General features: G+C 43.5%; 13 protein-coding genes and 1 tRNA gene. 10 read left to right on the top strand and 4 right to left on the bottom strand.

Features of this window, described 5'->3' with window-relative positions:
• Positions 1-17: 17 nt before the first annotated feature.
• From DTO96_RS02785 to DTO96_RS02760, 6 genes are all read left to right on the top strand, one after another.
• Positions 18-102, top strand: a tRNA-Leu gene (locus DTO96_RS02785).
• A 624-nt stretch (positions 103-726) separates the two neighbouring features.
• Positions 727-1944, top strand: a complete 1218-nt coding sequence (locus DTO96_RS02780) for a tyrosine-type recombinase/integrase (RefSeq protein WP_114562106.1) — start codon at positions 727-729, stop codon at positions 1942-1944.
• Between the two features lie 131 nt (positions 1945-2075).
• Complete coding sequence (locus DTO96_RS02775; protein ID WP_114562105.1) at positions 2076-2312, top strand: helix-turn-helix transcriptional regulator; 237 nt, start codon at positions 2076-2078, stop codon at positions 2310-2312.
• A 43-nt stretch (positions 2313-2355) separates the two neighbouring features.
• Positions 2356-2673 carry a hypothetical protein gene (locus DTO96_RS02770; RefSeq protein WP_114562104.1) on the top strand — a complete coding sequence of 106 codons (318 nt, stop codon included), beginning with the start codon at positions 2356-2358 and terminating at the stop codon, positions 2671-2673.
• A gap of 100 nt (positions 2674-2773) precedes the next feature.
• Positions 2774-4498, top strand: coding sequence for a hypothetical protein (locus DTO96_RS02765; protein ID WP_114562103.1), 1725 nt, complete (start codon positions 2774-2776; stop codon positions 4496-4498).
• Positions 4495-6219 (top strand): hypothetical protein, encoded by a 1725-nt coding sequence (locus DTO96_RS02760; protein WP_114562102.1) that lies wholly within the window; start codon positions 4495-4497, stop codon positions 6217-6219. Before DTO96_RS02765 ends, DTO96_RS02760 begins: the two co-directional genes overlap by 4 nt.
• Before the next feature lie 913 nt (positions 6220-7132).
• Here DTO96_RS02760 and DTO96_RS02755 read toward each other — a convergent pair.
• Together DTO96_RS02755 and DTO96_RS02750 are read right to left on the bottom strand one after the other, a co-directional pair.
• Positions 7133-8254: a DUF1311 domain-containing protein gene (locus DTO96_RS02755; RefSeq protein WP_114562101.1), complete on the bottom strand. Its 1122-nt coding sequence runs from the start codon at positions 8252-8254 to the stop codon at positions 7133-7135.
• 55 nt (positions 8255-8309) lie between these two features.
• Entirely contained in the window at positions 8310-8570 is a 261-nt protein-coding gene (locus DTO96_RS02750; RefSeq protein ID WP_114562100.1) for a hypothetical protein, read from the bottom strand.
• A gap of 391 nt (positions 8571-8961) precedes the next feature.
• Here DTO96_RS02750 and DTO96_RS02745 point away from each other — a divergent pair, with 391 nt between their 5' ends.
• The gene (locus DTO96_RS02745) at positions 8962-9624 is read left to right on the top strand and encodes a glutathione S-transferase family protein (protein ID WP_114562099.1); all 663 of its coding nucleotides are present in this window, start codon (positions 8962-8964) and stop codon (positions 9622-9624) included.
• A 23-nt stretch (positions 9625-9647) separates the two neighbouring features.
• Here the strand turns inward: DTO96_RS02745 and DTO96_RS02740 are convergent, their stop codons facing one another.
• Both DTO96_RS02740 and DTO96_RS02735 read right to left on the bottom strand, forming a co-directional pair.
• Complete coding sequence (locus tag DTO96_RS02740) at positions 9648-10949, bottom strand: sensor histidine kinase (protein ID WP_114562098.1); 1302 nt, start codon at positions 10947-10949, stop codon at positions 9648-9650.
• An 11-nt stretch (positions 10950-10960) separates the two neighbouring features.
• A complete protein-coding gene (locus DTO96_RS02735) occupies positions 10961-11659 on the bottom strand; it encodes a response regulator (protein WP_114563894.1) in 699 nt (232 codons plus the stop codon).
• Positions 11660-11912: 253 nt separating this feature from the next.
• Here DTO96_RS02735 and DTO96_RS02730 point away from each other — a divergent pair, with 253 nt between their 5' ends.
• The 3 genes from DTO96_RS02730 (at position 11913) to DTO96_RS02720 (ending at position 15344) form a co-directional block, all read left to right on the top strand.
• The gene (locus DTO96_RS02730) at positions 11913-12455 is read left to right on the top strand and encodes a Spy/CpxP family protein refolding chaperone (RefSeq protein ID WP_114562097.1); all 543 of its coding nucleotides are present in this window, start codon (positions 11913-11915) and stop codon (positions 12453-12455) included.
• 178 nt (positions 12456-12633) lie between these two features.
• Positions 12634-13725: a redox-regulated ATPase YchF gene (gene ychF / locus DTO96_RS02725; RefSeq protein WP_114562096.1), complete on the top strand. Its 1092-nt coding sequence runs from the start codon at positions 12634-12636 to the stop codon at positions 13723-13725.
• Positions 13726-14084: 359 nt separating this feature from the next.
• Entirely contained in the window at positions 14085-15344 is a 1260-nt protein-coding gene (locus DTO96_RS02720; RefSeq protein ID WP_192879010.1) for an OmpA family protein, read from the top strand.
• Positions 15345-15385: the final 41 nt, after the last annotated feature.

Genomic DNA, 15385 nt, shown 5'->3' with positions numbered 1-15385 from the left:
ATAATGTCGTTCTCGTTGCCGGGGTGGTGGAATTGGTAGACGCGCCGGACTCAAAATCCGGTTCCGAAAGGAGTGGGGGTTCGATTCCCCCCCCCGGCACCACACACACATTTATTCTTTCTTCCATGAAAGGGTAAAGAAGTCCATTAAGGTAGAGATTTCATTTCTACATCAATGCAATAAAGCCCCCGCTACTTGTTAGCGGGGTTTTTATTAGTCCATTACAGTACATTGAAAGCCAAAAATAAACGGGGCATAATTCGGGTATGAATTATGATTTTTCGGGGCATATTGTTTTTAACCCTGATAATCCACGTTTTGGCTTATCAACAGACTTTCATAATGCCAATTTCAAACCTGTGCAAAAGCACAAAGTAAGTTACTTACTACCTACATGTAATCTATTTAAGTAAAGTGTTCCATATTGACCATTTAAGTAGAGTGCTTGTATTGACCACTTAAGTAGAGTGTTCGTATCATCAAAGTTAGTTAGTAACTTGCAAAAAAGAGGAAAGTTAAAAGTTTTAATAGGGAGAAGCTAGTTAGTGGTCGCTACGGCTGTAGGATGCTAGAATTAGAAATACTTCTTGTATTTTTCGTGATTCTGTGATACAATTCCATCATTGATTGCGAATTTTGAAACACTTTCAAAATGTAATTCGCCGCCATGCCTCAATACAAAACTCCCCCTTTAGCTTTTAAATCTTCCTGTTAGGAGATATTGTCATGTCTAAAAACATGTTGACGATTCGCGCGTGCGACACTTTTAAACCACTTGATAAACCATATAAAAAATTTGATGGCAGCGGGCTTTATTTAGAAGTGATGCCCTTACCAAGTGGTGCTAAATATTGGCGTTTTAAATACGCTTATTTAAAAACTGAAAAGCGTATTTCGTTCGGTGTTTATCCTGAAGTGTCATTAGCCAAAGCAAGAGAGTTACGCGATGCGGCACGCTTGCAAGTTAAAGAGGGTAAAGACCCAAGCGTAGTGAAGCAAGAAAACAAACGACTGGCATTTAAAAATGCAATCAACACCTTTAAGGCTTTGGCTTTGGATTGGCACAATACAAAGTTAGCCAACTGGACACCGTACACAGCGAAGCGACAACTTAAAATCCTTGAAAATGAGTTGTTTCCCAGTTTGGGGCATCGCCCAATTGCAGAGATAACAACTCCTGAACTATTACAAGTCATTCGTAAAGTCGAAGACAGGGACGCATTAGAGATTGCCAAACGTACTCTACAAGTGTGCAACCAAGTATTTATGTTTGCGGCTCAAACAGGATTGTGTGAAGCAAACCCAGCCGCCAACTTGAAAGGCGCATTGCAAACAAGAAAGGTGCAGCACTATAAATACCTACGCGACGATGATTTACCCGAATTTGTCGAGAAGCTAGAAACCAACAGTGCAGACCTTGAACCGACTACGCTACTTGCCACAAAGTTACTCGCTTTAACCTTTGTGCGCACCATTGAGTTACGTGGGGCAAAGTGGAGCGAATTTAACTTCGATAAAAACGAGTGGCGAGTACCTGCCGAACGCATGAAAATGAAAGTTGAGCACATTGTGCCGTTGTCTACTCAAGCCTTGGAAGTTATAGCGAAACTTAAAGTAATCAATGGCAATCGTGAGCATCTATTTCCGAACGTTAAAAACCCACGCAAGATGATGAGTGAGAATACGATTCTATTTGCGCTGTATCGCATGGGTTATCACAGTCGAGCCACGGGGCATGGTTTCCGCGCAACAGCAAGCACCATCCTCAACGAGCAAGGTTATAACCGTGACCACATCGAACGCCAGTTAGCACATGGTGAGGGTAACGCAGTTAGAGCCGCGTATAACCATGCTCAATACTTACCTGAAAGACGAAAGATGATGCAAGACTGGGCTGACTACTTTATGGCTGCACGGCTGCGACGAAGGAAAGAAGTCGCCTAAACATTCACAGTAACTAACAACTCAACGAAGAGCCGCAAATTTTGCGGTTTTTTGCTTTTTAGTAAGTCATTTCACCAACAGCAACATTATTTAACCAACACTATTTTTAACGAATATCAAGGAGAACTATCATGAACCAAATCACCACCGAATCAACTACAGCACCACACACACAGTCATTCAAGGAGCGACTTTTAAACTTGAAAGAAGTTAAACACAGAACAGGATTGGGCAAATCTACTATTTATAACATGATTACAAACGGTACGTTCCCGAAGCAAAGGGCAATTACTGAACGGCGCGTGTGTTGGTTGGAAAGTGAGATTGACAAGTGGATTGCATCAAAAATTTCTAAGCTCAACTACTAAAATGCCATCCAAATCTAACAACTCATAAAGTGGAGAGATTATTATGAAACACGTATGGTCAGAGTTCTATTGGATACTTATAGGGGAGAAAGACCCTTATGGCAAACTAAAAAAACATAAGTTACTCAGTTTAGAAGACTTAGAAAAATTTCCATTTTTACCAAAACAGATTTATGCAGCAGTCCACAGAAAAGCCAAACGGGAAGTAAAGAAACTAAAACAATACTATCCTGACGTTAAATGGTGGATAGTAAAACATATTAAGTATGAAGGGGAAGAAAACAAAGAGTATCGCTGGGGTGCAGGGTACTACTTTTGGTTGGAGGAAGAGCCCGAACCTCCGTATCAATTAGGAAACTAGTAAGAACCAATAAATTCAAAGTGCCCTTGCTTTAATTTTCAGCATATCATCAAGTATGGCGTAGAATTATCTTAAGAAATCAAAACTTATTGGAGGTGGCATGCAAAGCATACTTGATGAATTAACTGAAGAAATAAAAAATAATAATTTTTTTGAATTTGTACGTTCAAAATACTTTACTAATGAAAATGATTTAGTAGTAGCTATTGCGACAGTACATAACTCTAAAATAATTGATGTCGTTGAGTTTTTCAAAACCTTTCCAAACAACAATAATAATTTTTACTTAGCAAAACACATTTTTGAAAAGGTATTGCCAAGTATAGAACACCCCGTTATTAAAGTTATGGAATGTGTTGATGCTTTATTTAAATCTGCTGATGGTGATATGACTGCTGGGGCAGTCTTCCAATCATTTATGAAATACTGTTCACAAAAGCAATCGTATTCAGAGGAGGCTTTATGTGTTGCACTAAACTCTATCGAAGATTGGGAGTACTTTGTTTCTCCTTCAATTGTTGCAGGTGCAAGTTTTGATATTCAATTGTGGTCAGATAAAGCCATTCAACTAATTTTGTCCGACCAAGTAAAGGTTAAATCACAGGCAATCATAGCCCTTGGAGAAATTACATACGATAACGATATAACGATAATAAAGAAGGTCATACTTGCGCTAACTCAAGCTCAACAATCGCTAGCCAGTGATGAAATAAACGCCAAGATATTATTTAGTACTTTTAGAATTTTTTTGAATCTAGATAGCCCATTCAATGAGCTAACTGAGTTAATAGAGGCTGCATTAAAGCTTAATGGTGATTCGACTATTCATCAAACATCTAATATATTTGCGTTTAATGTTGAGAGAATACCAAACGCTCTATTGCCAGTATTTTTAGAATCTTTGAAGAAATTAAAAGGAACTAACTTAGGAACGCTTAAGAACGTAGATATTGGTATTTATAACCTGCTCAAAAATAAAATGGAAAATGAAGCAATAGCCTTAATTGAAACCCTTCTTCTATTGAATAAAACGCTCACAATTGAACAATTTGAAATGACAAGAAGTCAGCTGTTTGAAGTTGAAAACAGCAGTGTTTTATATAAAATTATCACTAAATGGCTTCTTTCAAAGAAAATTCAACTACTCAAAGCTATTGAATTTTTGAGTTTCAGTAATGACGTTGATGAACCTTTTCAGCTTGATATGACACAAGTCTCTTTGTTGTCAAATGAAGAAAAAATCTTTTTAACAAGAAAAATTGTGGGATGGCTAATGTTGCGACCAATAACAGCAACAAGTTTACTAATATCTCTGATGAATGAAGCTTCTGAGCAAGTAATAGAAGAAATATCTTCACTCTACATATATAACATCATGTTTATGAACTTTCCAAATAGCCAAAAAAAATTTGTTGAAAGTATTTTAGAACAGCAAGGTCAAATAGTTCAAAATCAATTACGCATCATATTGCAGAAGCTTGATAGTTATGAACAAGACCTAAATCTATCGCTTAAATTATTAGAGCTTCAACCCACCCAATCTCAAAAAGAAACTTATTCTAGAAATCATTCTATGAAAATGAAGTCGGTTTATAAAAAGGCGCAAGAGAAAAGTATATTTAGACAACTTGTTAGACACCAGTTAATTCTTTACAGCAATAAAACAATAAGTCACATCCATTATGGTAACGGGGAGGTTAAACGAGAAGTTTTCCCAATGCACACCTTTCAGGCTTCGGTTGAATATCCAAGGCTTGATGTACTAGAGCCTCACAATCTTGATTATTTTATAAAAACATTTCGTATTGAAGGGATAACAGAATGAAGCTAATACTCAAAGAATACCTTGCATCATTAAAGGAGCGAAATGAGTTAGATGCAATTCTTCCAGGCCTATTAAGCGCATTAGGATTAACTGTTTACTCTACGCCTAGGCGAGGAACTCGTCAGTATGGCGTTGATGTTGCTGCATACGGGTCATTAGACGGCGGTGAAGAAAAGGTTTACCTGTTTTCGATTAAAGCAGGTGACTTAACTCGAAGTAGTTGGGATGGAGACCCAGCACAATCACTTAGACCATCAATCAATGAAATTATTGATACTTACATCCCATCACATTTACCCCAAGAGCACCAAAATAAACCTAAAATTATTTGCTTATGCTTTGGTGGGGATATTCAGGAGCAACTAAGAATTACAGTAACTCAGTTTGAGACTGCAAATACAAAAAATGGTATTTCATTTGAAGAGTGGAATGGGGACAAACTTTCTACATTGATAATATCAAGTTTTTTGCGTGAGGAGCTTCTTCCAAAAGAACGGAGGAGCTTGTTAAGAAAAGCATTAGCTTTCGTTGATGAGCCAGAAATCTCTTATAAGTTTTTTTTAAACTTAGTTCTTCAAGTGGCACGAGCTAAAGATAGTGGAGAGTTAGATTCCATAACAGCACTTAGACAGTTAAATATTTGCCTTTGGATTTTACACTCTTGGAGTCGACAAGCTAATAACCTTGAAGCATCATATTTAGCTAGCGAGCTTACACTTCTTCAAACATGGAATATTGCAAAGCCATTTTTGCAAAAGACAACAAAAGAAGCAAAAGTAGTTTGGACGGTTTGGGCTTCGTTACTTCATCTCTATAACTTAGTTTCTTTCGATTTTATTGCAGGGAAAGTATTACCCTATGTCGATAAATCGCATGCATTATCAGTGGCAATCCGTGCATCAAATAAGGTAGATGTAAATTTGAAAATGTTTGACTTGTTGGGACGTTTAGCTCTTTTAGGTGTTTTTTGCTTTTACTCAATACAATCAAGCAATGCAGATGATGAGGAAAGTTTAAAATTATTAAGGGAGGAGTATTTTAGAATCAATAGTGCAATAAAGCATTTGATTGTTAATAACCGTAGTTTAATGCTTCCTTACAAGGATGACCAAGCAATTGACATTAGTATTGCAGTTTGGTTTTTATCACTAGATTCTAACAATGATGAGTTTATAAAAGATTGGTTAATGGAGTTAATAAATTTAGCCGAATTTAACTTTAATACGCATGGACACTACCCTTGTAATATTCAGGAGTATTACGAGTTAATAGATTATCCAGAGTTAAGCACGGATGAGTATCGTGCTGAAATAACGCAAGGCAGTATTTTATACCCAACTATATCGCTTTTATCTGCCATATTGAATTTTGATGAGTTGTTTAGAACCGTTGCCTTGTTTAAAGAAACTTCTTTAGAACATTGCAATTTTCAGCTTTGGTTTCCTGATGACGACTCCGAGAAATATTTATATACAAATGAATCAAGTCATGGTCTCACATTATCAGATATTAAAGTAACAGCCACTCATCAAGAATATTTAAATCAAGTCTTTGATGAATGCAAGGCAACAACTTTTTTTGATGACTTGTCAGTTGTAAAATTAAATTTGTGGCCTTTGCTTTTTGTCGCGTCAAGGCATTATAGATTTCCTTTGCCATGCCAATTTTTTAAAATGTTGTATGAGTTTAGAAAAGCGTCGATACAAAACCTTGATAACTAATGTTTGTGTATGAAAAAACTTGAAAAATTTGAGGATGGTGCTATATAGAATAGCACACCTCAGCCAACCAAAAAGTTCCTAGCCCCCCGTACTACAGGGATAGATATTAGTCCTTTCACCTAGTTAGTTAGGTTTCTCTTTACCTCACTGGACCAAATAATAGGGCAACTCAACGGGGACTAGATAATAGTTTAGTAGGGAAAAACTATGGGATTTTCAGTGGTCGGTCTGCGTGGAAGTAGCCGCAAGCCGTCAACAAGTATCTATTCCCAAACAATTAGCCAGCAGCTAGGTACAAAATGCCAGTTAGCTAGGTACAGTTAGCCAATTAGTGGGATGGCTAGGTACTTGGCTGGCTAGTTAAAGCAAAGGTATGAGGGGAAAAGTAATAGTTTCTTGGGAGCAAATACCCATTATTCTAAGTTCCATGTTCAATAGGGGGTACCCCTCCCCCCTCATATTTTCATTTTCCCTACCTACTTACCACTTTCCTAAAGTAGTTACCTAGTTACTATAGTAGTTAACTAGCCAAGTATCTAGTTACTAGCCAATAGTAGTTTAGTATAGTCTAGCTATCCACTAGTTGGGAGGTAGGGGGTATTAAATTTTTAAATTTTTTCATAGAGTCAAAAACACAGGAAACGTGCTACGCACGAGAAACTAAACAACTACTTTCTTATGGTAGTAGTTAGGTAAATAAGGTAAGGTGTCAGGAGGGAAGTTAGGAGAATTGGAAATTGAGGGGCATGGGGGAGGGGGTATTGAACATTGAACATGGAATATCAGGAATTTGCCCCCGCCTTCGGCGGATACAACCTGCGCTACTTGTAACTACTTTTTTCCTTTTTGCAACAAGACTAAAAATAATTAGTGAATTTTTAAAGAAAGTACTTGCGCTTCGCGTGTGGCAAGGTTACTGAGCATTGTTTGTTTGTGAAGTATCCCCCGAAACTCGACCAACTAATTTAGCCCGCTCTAAATTTGCATCGGTATCACATTTCAACAGTACAGCCTCGGCAACTAATTGTTCGTTAGTCAAGGCACTAACATCTTTGCCTTGCACAACTTTTCCACATGCTTTTTGTTTTGATTTGACCCATGCGCGTTGGTCGTTTAGCCAAAAACCATCAGCACTTTTAGTCTGCTCTGGCAGCATATTCCACACTTCAGTAAGTAAATAACGGGCATGGTCATTGTCAATTTTGATTGCTTGATAAGCCTTTAACAACTCATAATCTCTAACGATTAGCGGAGTTGATGAATCAGTAGGCTTGCTATCTTCGGCTAAACACGAGTTATAAAGTTTATCGTAATCTTCTTTGTGCTCTTGTGACGTGAGTGTATAGCTTTTACGGCTGTGTTCAACTGCAAACGTATCGCACTTTTGCATCAACATGGCTTCTTGATTTGCTTGTGATATTGGGGTGGTTGGTACTTGTGGGGTGTTTGTAACCGTCGGAGCAACGGGCGAACTTATTGGAGTTGGGCTATTGGTTGAACGGGTGGGTTGATAGTTGCTTGAATTTTCATTATTCTGCTTAACCAACAAGTAAACAACCAAAGCAACTATTACAAGCAAGCCAATTAAAAAACCAAAATGTAGACTTGTATTAGTTTTAGGTAATGGCTTTTTTGGCTCAGTATGAATTGGGTTAGCAGTGCTTGTTGAGTTAGTCAGTTGCATACCCCCTGATTCTTGAATCAAAAAATCGTGTACGTCATTGTCTAAAACTGGCGTGTGCTCCTCTTTACTTCCTTGCTCCTTTATCGCCATAGGCAAACCACCTTGTGGAGGCGGGTTGCTATTTCCCCCCATAAAGTTTTTAAATATACCCACAACAAGCGAACATATAGCAATTGCCATAAACCCAATTGGAATAAAACCTATTGCCTTGAGTACAAAACCAACAACCACCGCAACAAGTAGGGCGGCGGCTGGTTTCATTCCACTTGAAAAAGCAAATACAAAAACCAACACTGCACAAACAACTGCCAAGGTGGAAACAGTCGAGCTATCAATAGGTAACATTGGCATAACTATTCATCTCCCTGTGTTGTGATACCCAAAAAGCCCACTACCTAGCACTATACTACTTAGTTTTAGACACCTTCCGCCATCCTGCCGCCTTCATGCACCTATCAATAAAGCTATATTTTTCCAATTCCGCTGTATCGCCATATTCACGGCGGCTAATATATAACTTTGATTGTTTGTCGCAATAAAATTTATCATTGTCATATTGCAGTTGCGTGTCTTTACTTTTGCTTACATTTTCAAATGTAGAGGTGCATCCTGATAAAGTAAGCCCGCAAATGAGCAGTAAATTTGTTATAATGATTCTCTGTTTCATACATCCTCCAGTCTATTAAAGTTCGTTGTGGTTTAATGAAGTATAACGGTAGTTGTGAGGTGCTTATGGGGCATAAATTGGGGCATCTATTGAAAGAGCGTTGATTAAATTTGTTTAAAATCAATAACTTAATGGCTCAGTGTGAAGTACCCCCCAAATTGAAAATCTCAGTCTTTTGACTGAGATTTTTTTATATTCATCACACCATTAACCCCCCTCAAGCGTGCGCCTTGTGACCATCGCAATAAAACACGCCCCATCGTCATTTACCCCTTGCAGCACACACAAAAAACGTTTACATTTTGATGTGTACACAATGCGCCTGCACAGCCCAAGGGCATGCCCCCACACAGATCGCAACGAAAATAAATCCGCCCAACAGGAAGACCTCATGCAACTCATCATCGGTAATAAAAATTATTCGTCATGGTCTTTACGCTCTTGGTGGCTGCTCAAGTCCATTGGCACCCATTTCAATGAGGTGGTTGTACCGCTGGGACAACCAGAAACACGAAGCGTTTTGTTGCAATACACCCCTTCAGGCAAAGTACCCGTGCTCATCAATCATGAGGTTTCACTGTGGGACACTGCCGCCATCACCGAATACATGAACGAGAGCAACATTGGCGTTTGGCCATCTGATCACATCATGCGAGCCTATGCACGAGCGGTATCTGCTGAAATGCACAGCGGCTTTATGGCATTGCGCACAGAAATGCCAATGAATTGCTCTGTGCGCGTGAAACTCACCCCATCAACCGCATGCGCTGCGGACATCGCACGCATCTGTGCCATATGGCGCGACTGTCGCCTTAATTACGGCCACCTGGGCCCTTGGTTATTTGGCAAATGGAGTGCCGCCGATGCTTTTTTTGCCCCAGTGGTCATGCGCTTTAATTCATATGGTGTTGAGCTGGATGATGTTTGCTCCGCCTACCTGCACACCGTATGGTTTGACCCCTACATTCGCGAATGGGTGGCGGATGCCGCTGCTGAAACGTGGTCGTCTCCCTCCACCGATGCCATTGCGCACGCCGCACGGGCTTTGACTTGATCACAACCGCCACAGCCAATTTTTTAAGCAGCATGAACTGAAGGCAACACCACCTGCACATGCCCACCTTGGGCGGTAGGCATGATGGCAACGTGGCCACCATGGTGCTGCACAATTTTATACACCAGCGACAAGCCCAAACCCACGCCTTTGCTGTTGCTTTTGGCATGACCTCGGTAAAAGGGCTCAAAAATCCGTTCACTGTCCACGCCCGAAAAACCATCACCTCCATCCACCACATCCAAATACACCTCGCTGTCTTTAAAGGCCACGCGGACGTGCACAGGTGCACGACCATGACGCAAGGCATTTTCCACCAAATTGCGCACCAAACGGCGCAGCAAATGGGCATCACCTTGCATCACCCCCACATCCCCTTCGACACTCACCCCATCGTAATGGGCGCACTCTTCTGCCACTAAACCGAGCATGTCCACAGCCTCCACATGCACCAACCGCTCTTGCGCATCCAATCGACTGCCGAGCAAAATACTGTCAATCATTTGGTCAAACTCGTCGATTTCTTTGACGATGGCCAGCTTTCGCTTGCATTGCTTTTCATCGCCCTCATCAATGTGCAACAACTCCAATTGCATGCGCATCCGTGCCAATGGCGTGCGCAACTCATGAGAGGCATTGGCAAGCAACAGGTGATTGGTTTGGATCAACTGCTCAATTCGACCTGCGGCTTGATTAAAGCTGCTGGCGAGCATGCTCACCTCATCGTGACCAGCCACATGTGCGCGCGCCGACAAATCACCTTTACCCCATTGTGTCACGCTGTGATGCAACGCCTCCAAACGGCGAGTCAGACGGCGAGACAATGGCCACGCCACCAAACCCACAACCAACAACAACCCCACGGAACCAATCGCAAAGGCCCACCATTTAGCCCAACCATCATCTTCTGGCGGCAGCAAGCGCACCGTCACCACACGCCCATCGTTCAACCGCATGCGCGTGATGGGTGAAGCGGACCGATTGTTTTTATCATGCCGATTTGAGAACTCATCGGGCTCGTTGGGGTGAAATGGCGGCAAGCGCCCGCCCACACGGGCAATGCGTTCGCCTTGTGCATCATCAATGGCAATGTTCACATTTAAATCATGTGCAATGCGCTCCAAGGCCATTTGCTGATCCGCCACCGAGCTGCTCGCACTGGGCAAGGTGTTTTGAATCAATTGTGCCGCCACCTCTTGTTGGCGGCCAAGATATTCATCGTCACGTTGTGCGCGCAACTGCCCCCACAACACGGCCGATGCCACAGCAAACACAAGTAGACTGAGCAGCACCGCCAAATAAATTTTAAAGAACAACTGTCGCATCTGTTGCCCTCCTAAAGTTGCTGTCTGGCGAACACATAACCCGCACCACGAACGGTTAAAATGCGCTTTGGCTGCTTCACATCATCCTCAATCGCCGCGCGCACACGTGAAATGTGCACATCAATTGAACGATCAAACGCCTCCAAGCTCTGCTGCTTCAACGCCTCCATGAGCACTTCGCGTGACAACACACGCCCCGCTCGCTCCGCCAACACCACCAACAGATCAAACTGATAACTGGTCAACTCTTTGGCTTGACCATCCAGCAGCACCTGACGCGCATCCAAATCAATCGACAAACGCCCAAACTGCATCACGTTAGCGGGCACAATAGAAGCAATCGGCGCACCGCGCCGCAAAATCGCCCGCAAACGCGCCAGCAACTCACGTGGCTCAAAAGGTTTGGGCACATAATCGTCCGCCCCCATCTCCAACCCAACCACTCGATCCATCGCATCGCCGCGCGCTGTGAGCATCAGAATCGGAACCGTAGAGCGCGCACGCAGTTGACGACACACATCCAAGCCATCCATATCAGGCAACATCAAATCCAACACCACCACATCGGGCGTTGGCGTGGCTTGCATCGATGCCAAGCCTTGCGCACCCGTCAACGCATGTTGCACAGAAAAACCGGCCTCGCTCAAATATTCAACCAACAACTCACCCAAGCGCACATCATCTTCAATTAAAAGCACTGCATTGCCCATCATTTCACCCCATTAAAATCATATGCTTACACGATAACACATCTGTTTATCATAGAAAATCCATTCACATGGGCCTTTACAAAACTTTACACAACCGACAAAGAAACTTTACTTTTGATTGATAAAGTGTGAACCATGCAGTCAGGGATAAGCAAAACACCCCAGCACTGCTAAGAAAATACTGGAGAAGCCAAACAATTATTTCTCTGTGTTTTTTTAAGTTGGATTTTTTATTAAACACAAGGAGCTTTAGATGAAAAAATTAAGTAAAACATTGATGTTGAGTGCAGTGGCATTGGCGGTCACAGGCACGGTATTTGCCAAAGGCTTCATGGGTGGCAACGACCGCACACCACCCACTGCGGCAGAAATGCAACAACACATGGACGATCGCATGGATCGCTTGTTCAAACTGGTCGATGCAACCGATACGCAAAAAGCGCAAATCAAATCCATCATGAGCGCCAACCAAAGCGCACATGAAGCCCAGTTTAAACAAATGCAAGAGCTGCACACACAAGCCCAAGCCTTGCGCGATGCCAAAACCCCAATGGACAGCGCTGAAGCCAAAGCCTTGCGCCTCAAAATGTTTGAACAACGCGAGCAAGCCATCACCGAGCGCGCAGCCATTGAGCGTCAAGTCAACGCGGTTTTAACCCCTGAACAGGTGGCCAAATTGGATGCTGAAAAAGCAAAACATCAAGAAGGCCAAGGTGATGGTAAAGGCGGCAAAGGCGAGCATGGCGATCATGGTGGGCGTGGCATGGGCATGGGTGGCCCTGGCGGCATGATGTAACAACCCCTTGTATCTCCCACATCAACCGTTCATCGGCATCATGCCTTTGAACGGTTTTTTTGCATTTCAACCCTCACCTTTGAAAAGCAAGGGCTGACCGAGCAATTGGCGATATAATGATGCCTTTCGTGCACAAGCACGTTGTATTTATTTTTTGATTGTTATTTTTGGACTCACCATGACTTTAAAATGCGGCATCGTTGGCCTGCCCAACGTCGGTAAATCAACCCTATTCAATGCTTTGACCAAAGCAGGCATCGCAGCGGAAAACTATCCGTTTTGCACCATCGAGCCAAATGTTGGCATGGTTGAAGTCCCAGACCCACGCATGGACGCACTGGCTGCAATCGTTAATCCACAACGCATGCAACCCGCCACCGTCGAGTTCGTCGACATTGCGGGTTTGGTTGCAGGCGCCTCCAAGGGCGAAGGTTTGGGCAACCAATTCCTCGCCAACATCCGTGAGACCGACGCGATTGCACACGTTGTGCGCTGCTTTGATGATGACAACGTGATCCACGTCGCGGGCAAAATTGACCCCATTTCCGACATCGAAGTCATCAACACCGAATTGGCACTCGCTGATTTGGGCACCGCCGAAAAAGCCTTGCACCGCCAACAAAAACTGGGTCGCTCAGGCGACAAAGATGCCGCCAAATTGGTGGCCGTACTGGAAAAAATCCTGCCGATTTTGAACGAAGCGAAAGCCATTCGCAACGCCAACCTCGACAAAGAAGAGCTTGCCCTCATCAAACCGTATTGCTTCATCACCGCCAAGCCCACCATGTACGTGGCCAACGTACTGGAGTCTGGTTTTGAAAACAACCTACACCTCGATGCCGTGCGTGCTTATGCCGACGCCGAAAAATCACCCGTGGTCGCGGTGTGCGCTGCGATTGAAGCTGAAATTGGTGGCCTCGACGACGACGAAAAACAAATGTTTCTGGCAGACATGGGCATGGATGAACCGGGCTTAAACCGTGTGATTCGCTCTGGTTACAGCTTGCTCGGCTTGCAAACCTACTTCACTGCTGGTGTGAAAGAAGTGCGCGCATGGACGATTCATGTGGGCGACACAGCCCCACAAGCGGCTGGTGTGATCCACACCGATTTTGAGCGCGGCTTCATCCGTGCACAAACCATTGCTTTTGAAGATTTCATCGCCTTCAAAGGTGAAGCAGGTGCCAAAGAGGCAGGTAAAATGCGAGCTGAGGGTAAAGAGTATGTGGTTAAAGATGGGGATGTGCTGAATTTCTTATTCAATGTTTAACCCAAACATATAAACCCCTTCTGTTGTTTGGCCTTCGCTGAATAACAGATAAAAAATGAGCCAAACCATGGGCTCATTTTTTTCGACCCACAAACCCATCACCCACCCCAAGCATTACAAAGTAATACAAAATAAAACGAACGCGCATGCACATTGTGTAAAAAAATACGATATGATTAACTCGTTTAATCAAACCAAATGCAAATTCAGCGCAATGCAAACAACCTCAATTAATGGATATACAAACATCAATTGTTATTGAATGCAAGCAAACGCAGATGCACCCCATCACAGTCGGGTGCCACATCCGCACAGAGGCCAGAGCAAACACCTTCCTAATTTTTGAAAAGGGCATTACCATGTCTATCAACTTACTCGACATCGCCAAATCAACATTGGCACCCGTGCTGATCTCCAAAGCGGAATCATTGTTCGGTATGAACGATTCATTGGCAGGCAAAGCCATTGCTGCTATTTTGCCCACACTGCTGTCAGGCGTGCTGAGCAAAGCATCCACCCCGAGCGGCGCGAGCAGCTTGTTTAAAGCCATCAACGACCACGGCGTTGATGCCAACGTTGGCAGCAACTTTGCCAACATGTTGAGCACACCCGCTGGCGTATCGTCTTTGGGCGAACAAGGCGGCAAACTCTTGGGCATGTTGTTTGGTGAGAAAGCGTCGGGCTTGGGCGAACAAGTCGCAAACATCGCTGAATTGCCAGGTCAATCCAAAGGTGTGGGCGGTTTATTGGCATTGGCTGCACCAGCGATTTTTGGTTTGTTAAAAAACCAAATCATTGGCGGCAAACTGTCTCAACAAGGTTTCTCATCACTTTTGGCAAGCCAAGCGCCCATTCTCGAAAAATCGTTGCCAGCTAAAATCGCGGAATGGCTTGGTTGGGGCTCTTTGGCTTCATTCTTTGACGGCATTGGCAACAAATTGACCAGCGGTACAGCAGAAGTGGCCAAACAAGTTGTGACCTCTGGCAGCCCAACGCCAAACAACAAATCAGGCGGTTTTTGGAAATGGCTTTTGCCTTTGTTGGCCATCGGCTTGGGCGCATTTTTGATTAAATCATGCGGTAAAAGCGATGACATGCCAAAACCACCGCCACCACCTCCAGCCCCAGTGGCTGCGGCACCCGCTCCAGCACCAGCCGCACCTGCGCCTGCTGAAAAATTTGACCCAGTGGCTGCGGCCACAGATGCCAAAGGCAAATACGAAGCGGCTTTGAAAGCCCTTGAAGGCGGGAAATGCGATGCAGATGCCTTGTCAAAAGCACTCGGTTTGTACGTCATCAATTTTGCCAGCGCATCCGCAGCCATCCCATCGGCTGACATTGGCGAACTGAAAAAAGCCGTGCCTGCGCTTAAAGCATGCACCAGCACAGGCGTCAAAATTGAAGTGGCGGGTCACACCGACAACCAAGGCAACCCTGCAGCAAACCAAAAATTGTCTGAGGCGCGCGCCAATGCAGTTAAAACCTTGTTTGCAGGCTCAGGCATCCCTGCTGCTGCCATGCAAACCAAAGGCTTTGGCGACACCCAGCCTGTGGGCGACAATAAAACAGATGCGGGTCGTTTCCAAAACCGTCGCATCACTTACAACAGCGCAAAATAATGCTGCAAGTCGTTGAAATGAAAAGCCGCTCATGCATTGAG

The sequence above is a fragment of the Ephemeroptericola cinctiostellae genome (assembly GCF_003339525.1).
GTDB classification, from domain to species: Bacteria; Pseudomonadota; Gammaproteobacteria; order Burkholderiales; family Burkholderiaceae; genus Hydromonas; species Hydromonas cinctiostellae.
This window is presented reverse-complemented; position numbering and strand designations above follow the sequence as displayed.

Excerpts from the sequence above, each read along its gene's own strand:
- DTO96_RS02770 (WP_114562104.1), top strand. The coding sequence starts at position 2,356 with ATGAAACACGTATGGTCAGAGTTCTATTGGATACTTATAGGGGAGAAA.
- DTO96_RS02720 (WP_192879010.1), top strand. The coding sequence starts at position 14,085 with ATGTCTATCAACTTACTCGACATCGCCAAATCAACATTGGCACCCGTG.
- DTO96_RS02760 (WP_114562102.1), top strand. The coding sequence starts at position 4,495 with ATGAAGCTAATACTCAAAGAATACCTTGCATCATTAAAGGAGCGAAAT.
- DTO96_RS02780 (WP_114562106.1), top strand. The coding sequence starts at position 727 with ATGTCTAAAAACATGTTGACGATTCGCGCGTGCGACACTTTTAAACCA.
- DTO96_RS02745 (WP_114562099.1), top strand. The coding sequence starts at position 8,962 with ATGCAACTCATCATCGGTAATAAAAATTATTCGTCATGGTCTTTACGC.
- DTO96_RS02775 (WP_114562105.1), top strand. The coding sequence starts at position 2,076 with ATGAACCAAATCACCACCGAATCAACTACAGCACCACACACACAGTCA.
- DTO96_RS02735 (WP_114563894.1), bottom strand. The coding sequence starts at position 11,659 with ATGGGCAATGCAGTGCTTTTAATTGAAGATGATGTGCGCTTGGGTGAG.
- ychF (WP_114562096.1), top strand. The coding sequence starts at position 12,634 with ATGACTTTAAAATGCGGCATCGTTGGCCTGCCCAACGTCGGTAAATCA.
- DTO96_RS02750 (WP_114562100.1), bottom strand. The coding sequence starts at position 8,570 with ATGAAACAGAGAATCATTATAACAAATTTACTGCTCATTTGCGGGCTT.
- DTO96_RS02765 (WP_114562103.1), top strand. The coding sequence starts at position 2,774 with ATGCAAAGCATACTTGATGAATTAACTGAAGAAATAAAAAATAATAAT.
- DTO96_RS02730 (WP_114562097.1), top strand. The coding sequence starts at position 11,913 with ATGAAAAAATTAAGTAAAACATTGATGTTGAGTGCAGTGGCATTGGCG.
- DTO96_RS02740 (WP_114562098.1), bottom strand. The coding sequence starts at position 10,949 with ATGCGACAGTTGTTCTTTAAAATTTATTTGGCGGTGCTGCTCAGTCTA.
- DTO96_RS02755 (WP_114562101.1), bottom strand. The coding sequence starts at position 8,254 with ATGCCAATGTTACCTATTGATAGCTCGACTGTTTCCACCTTGGCAGTT.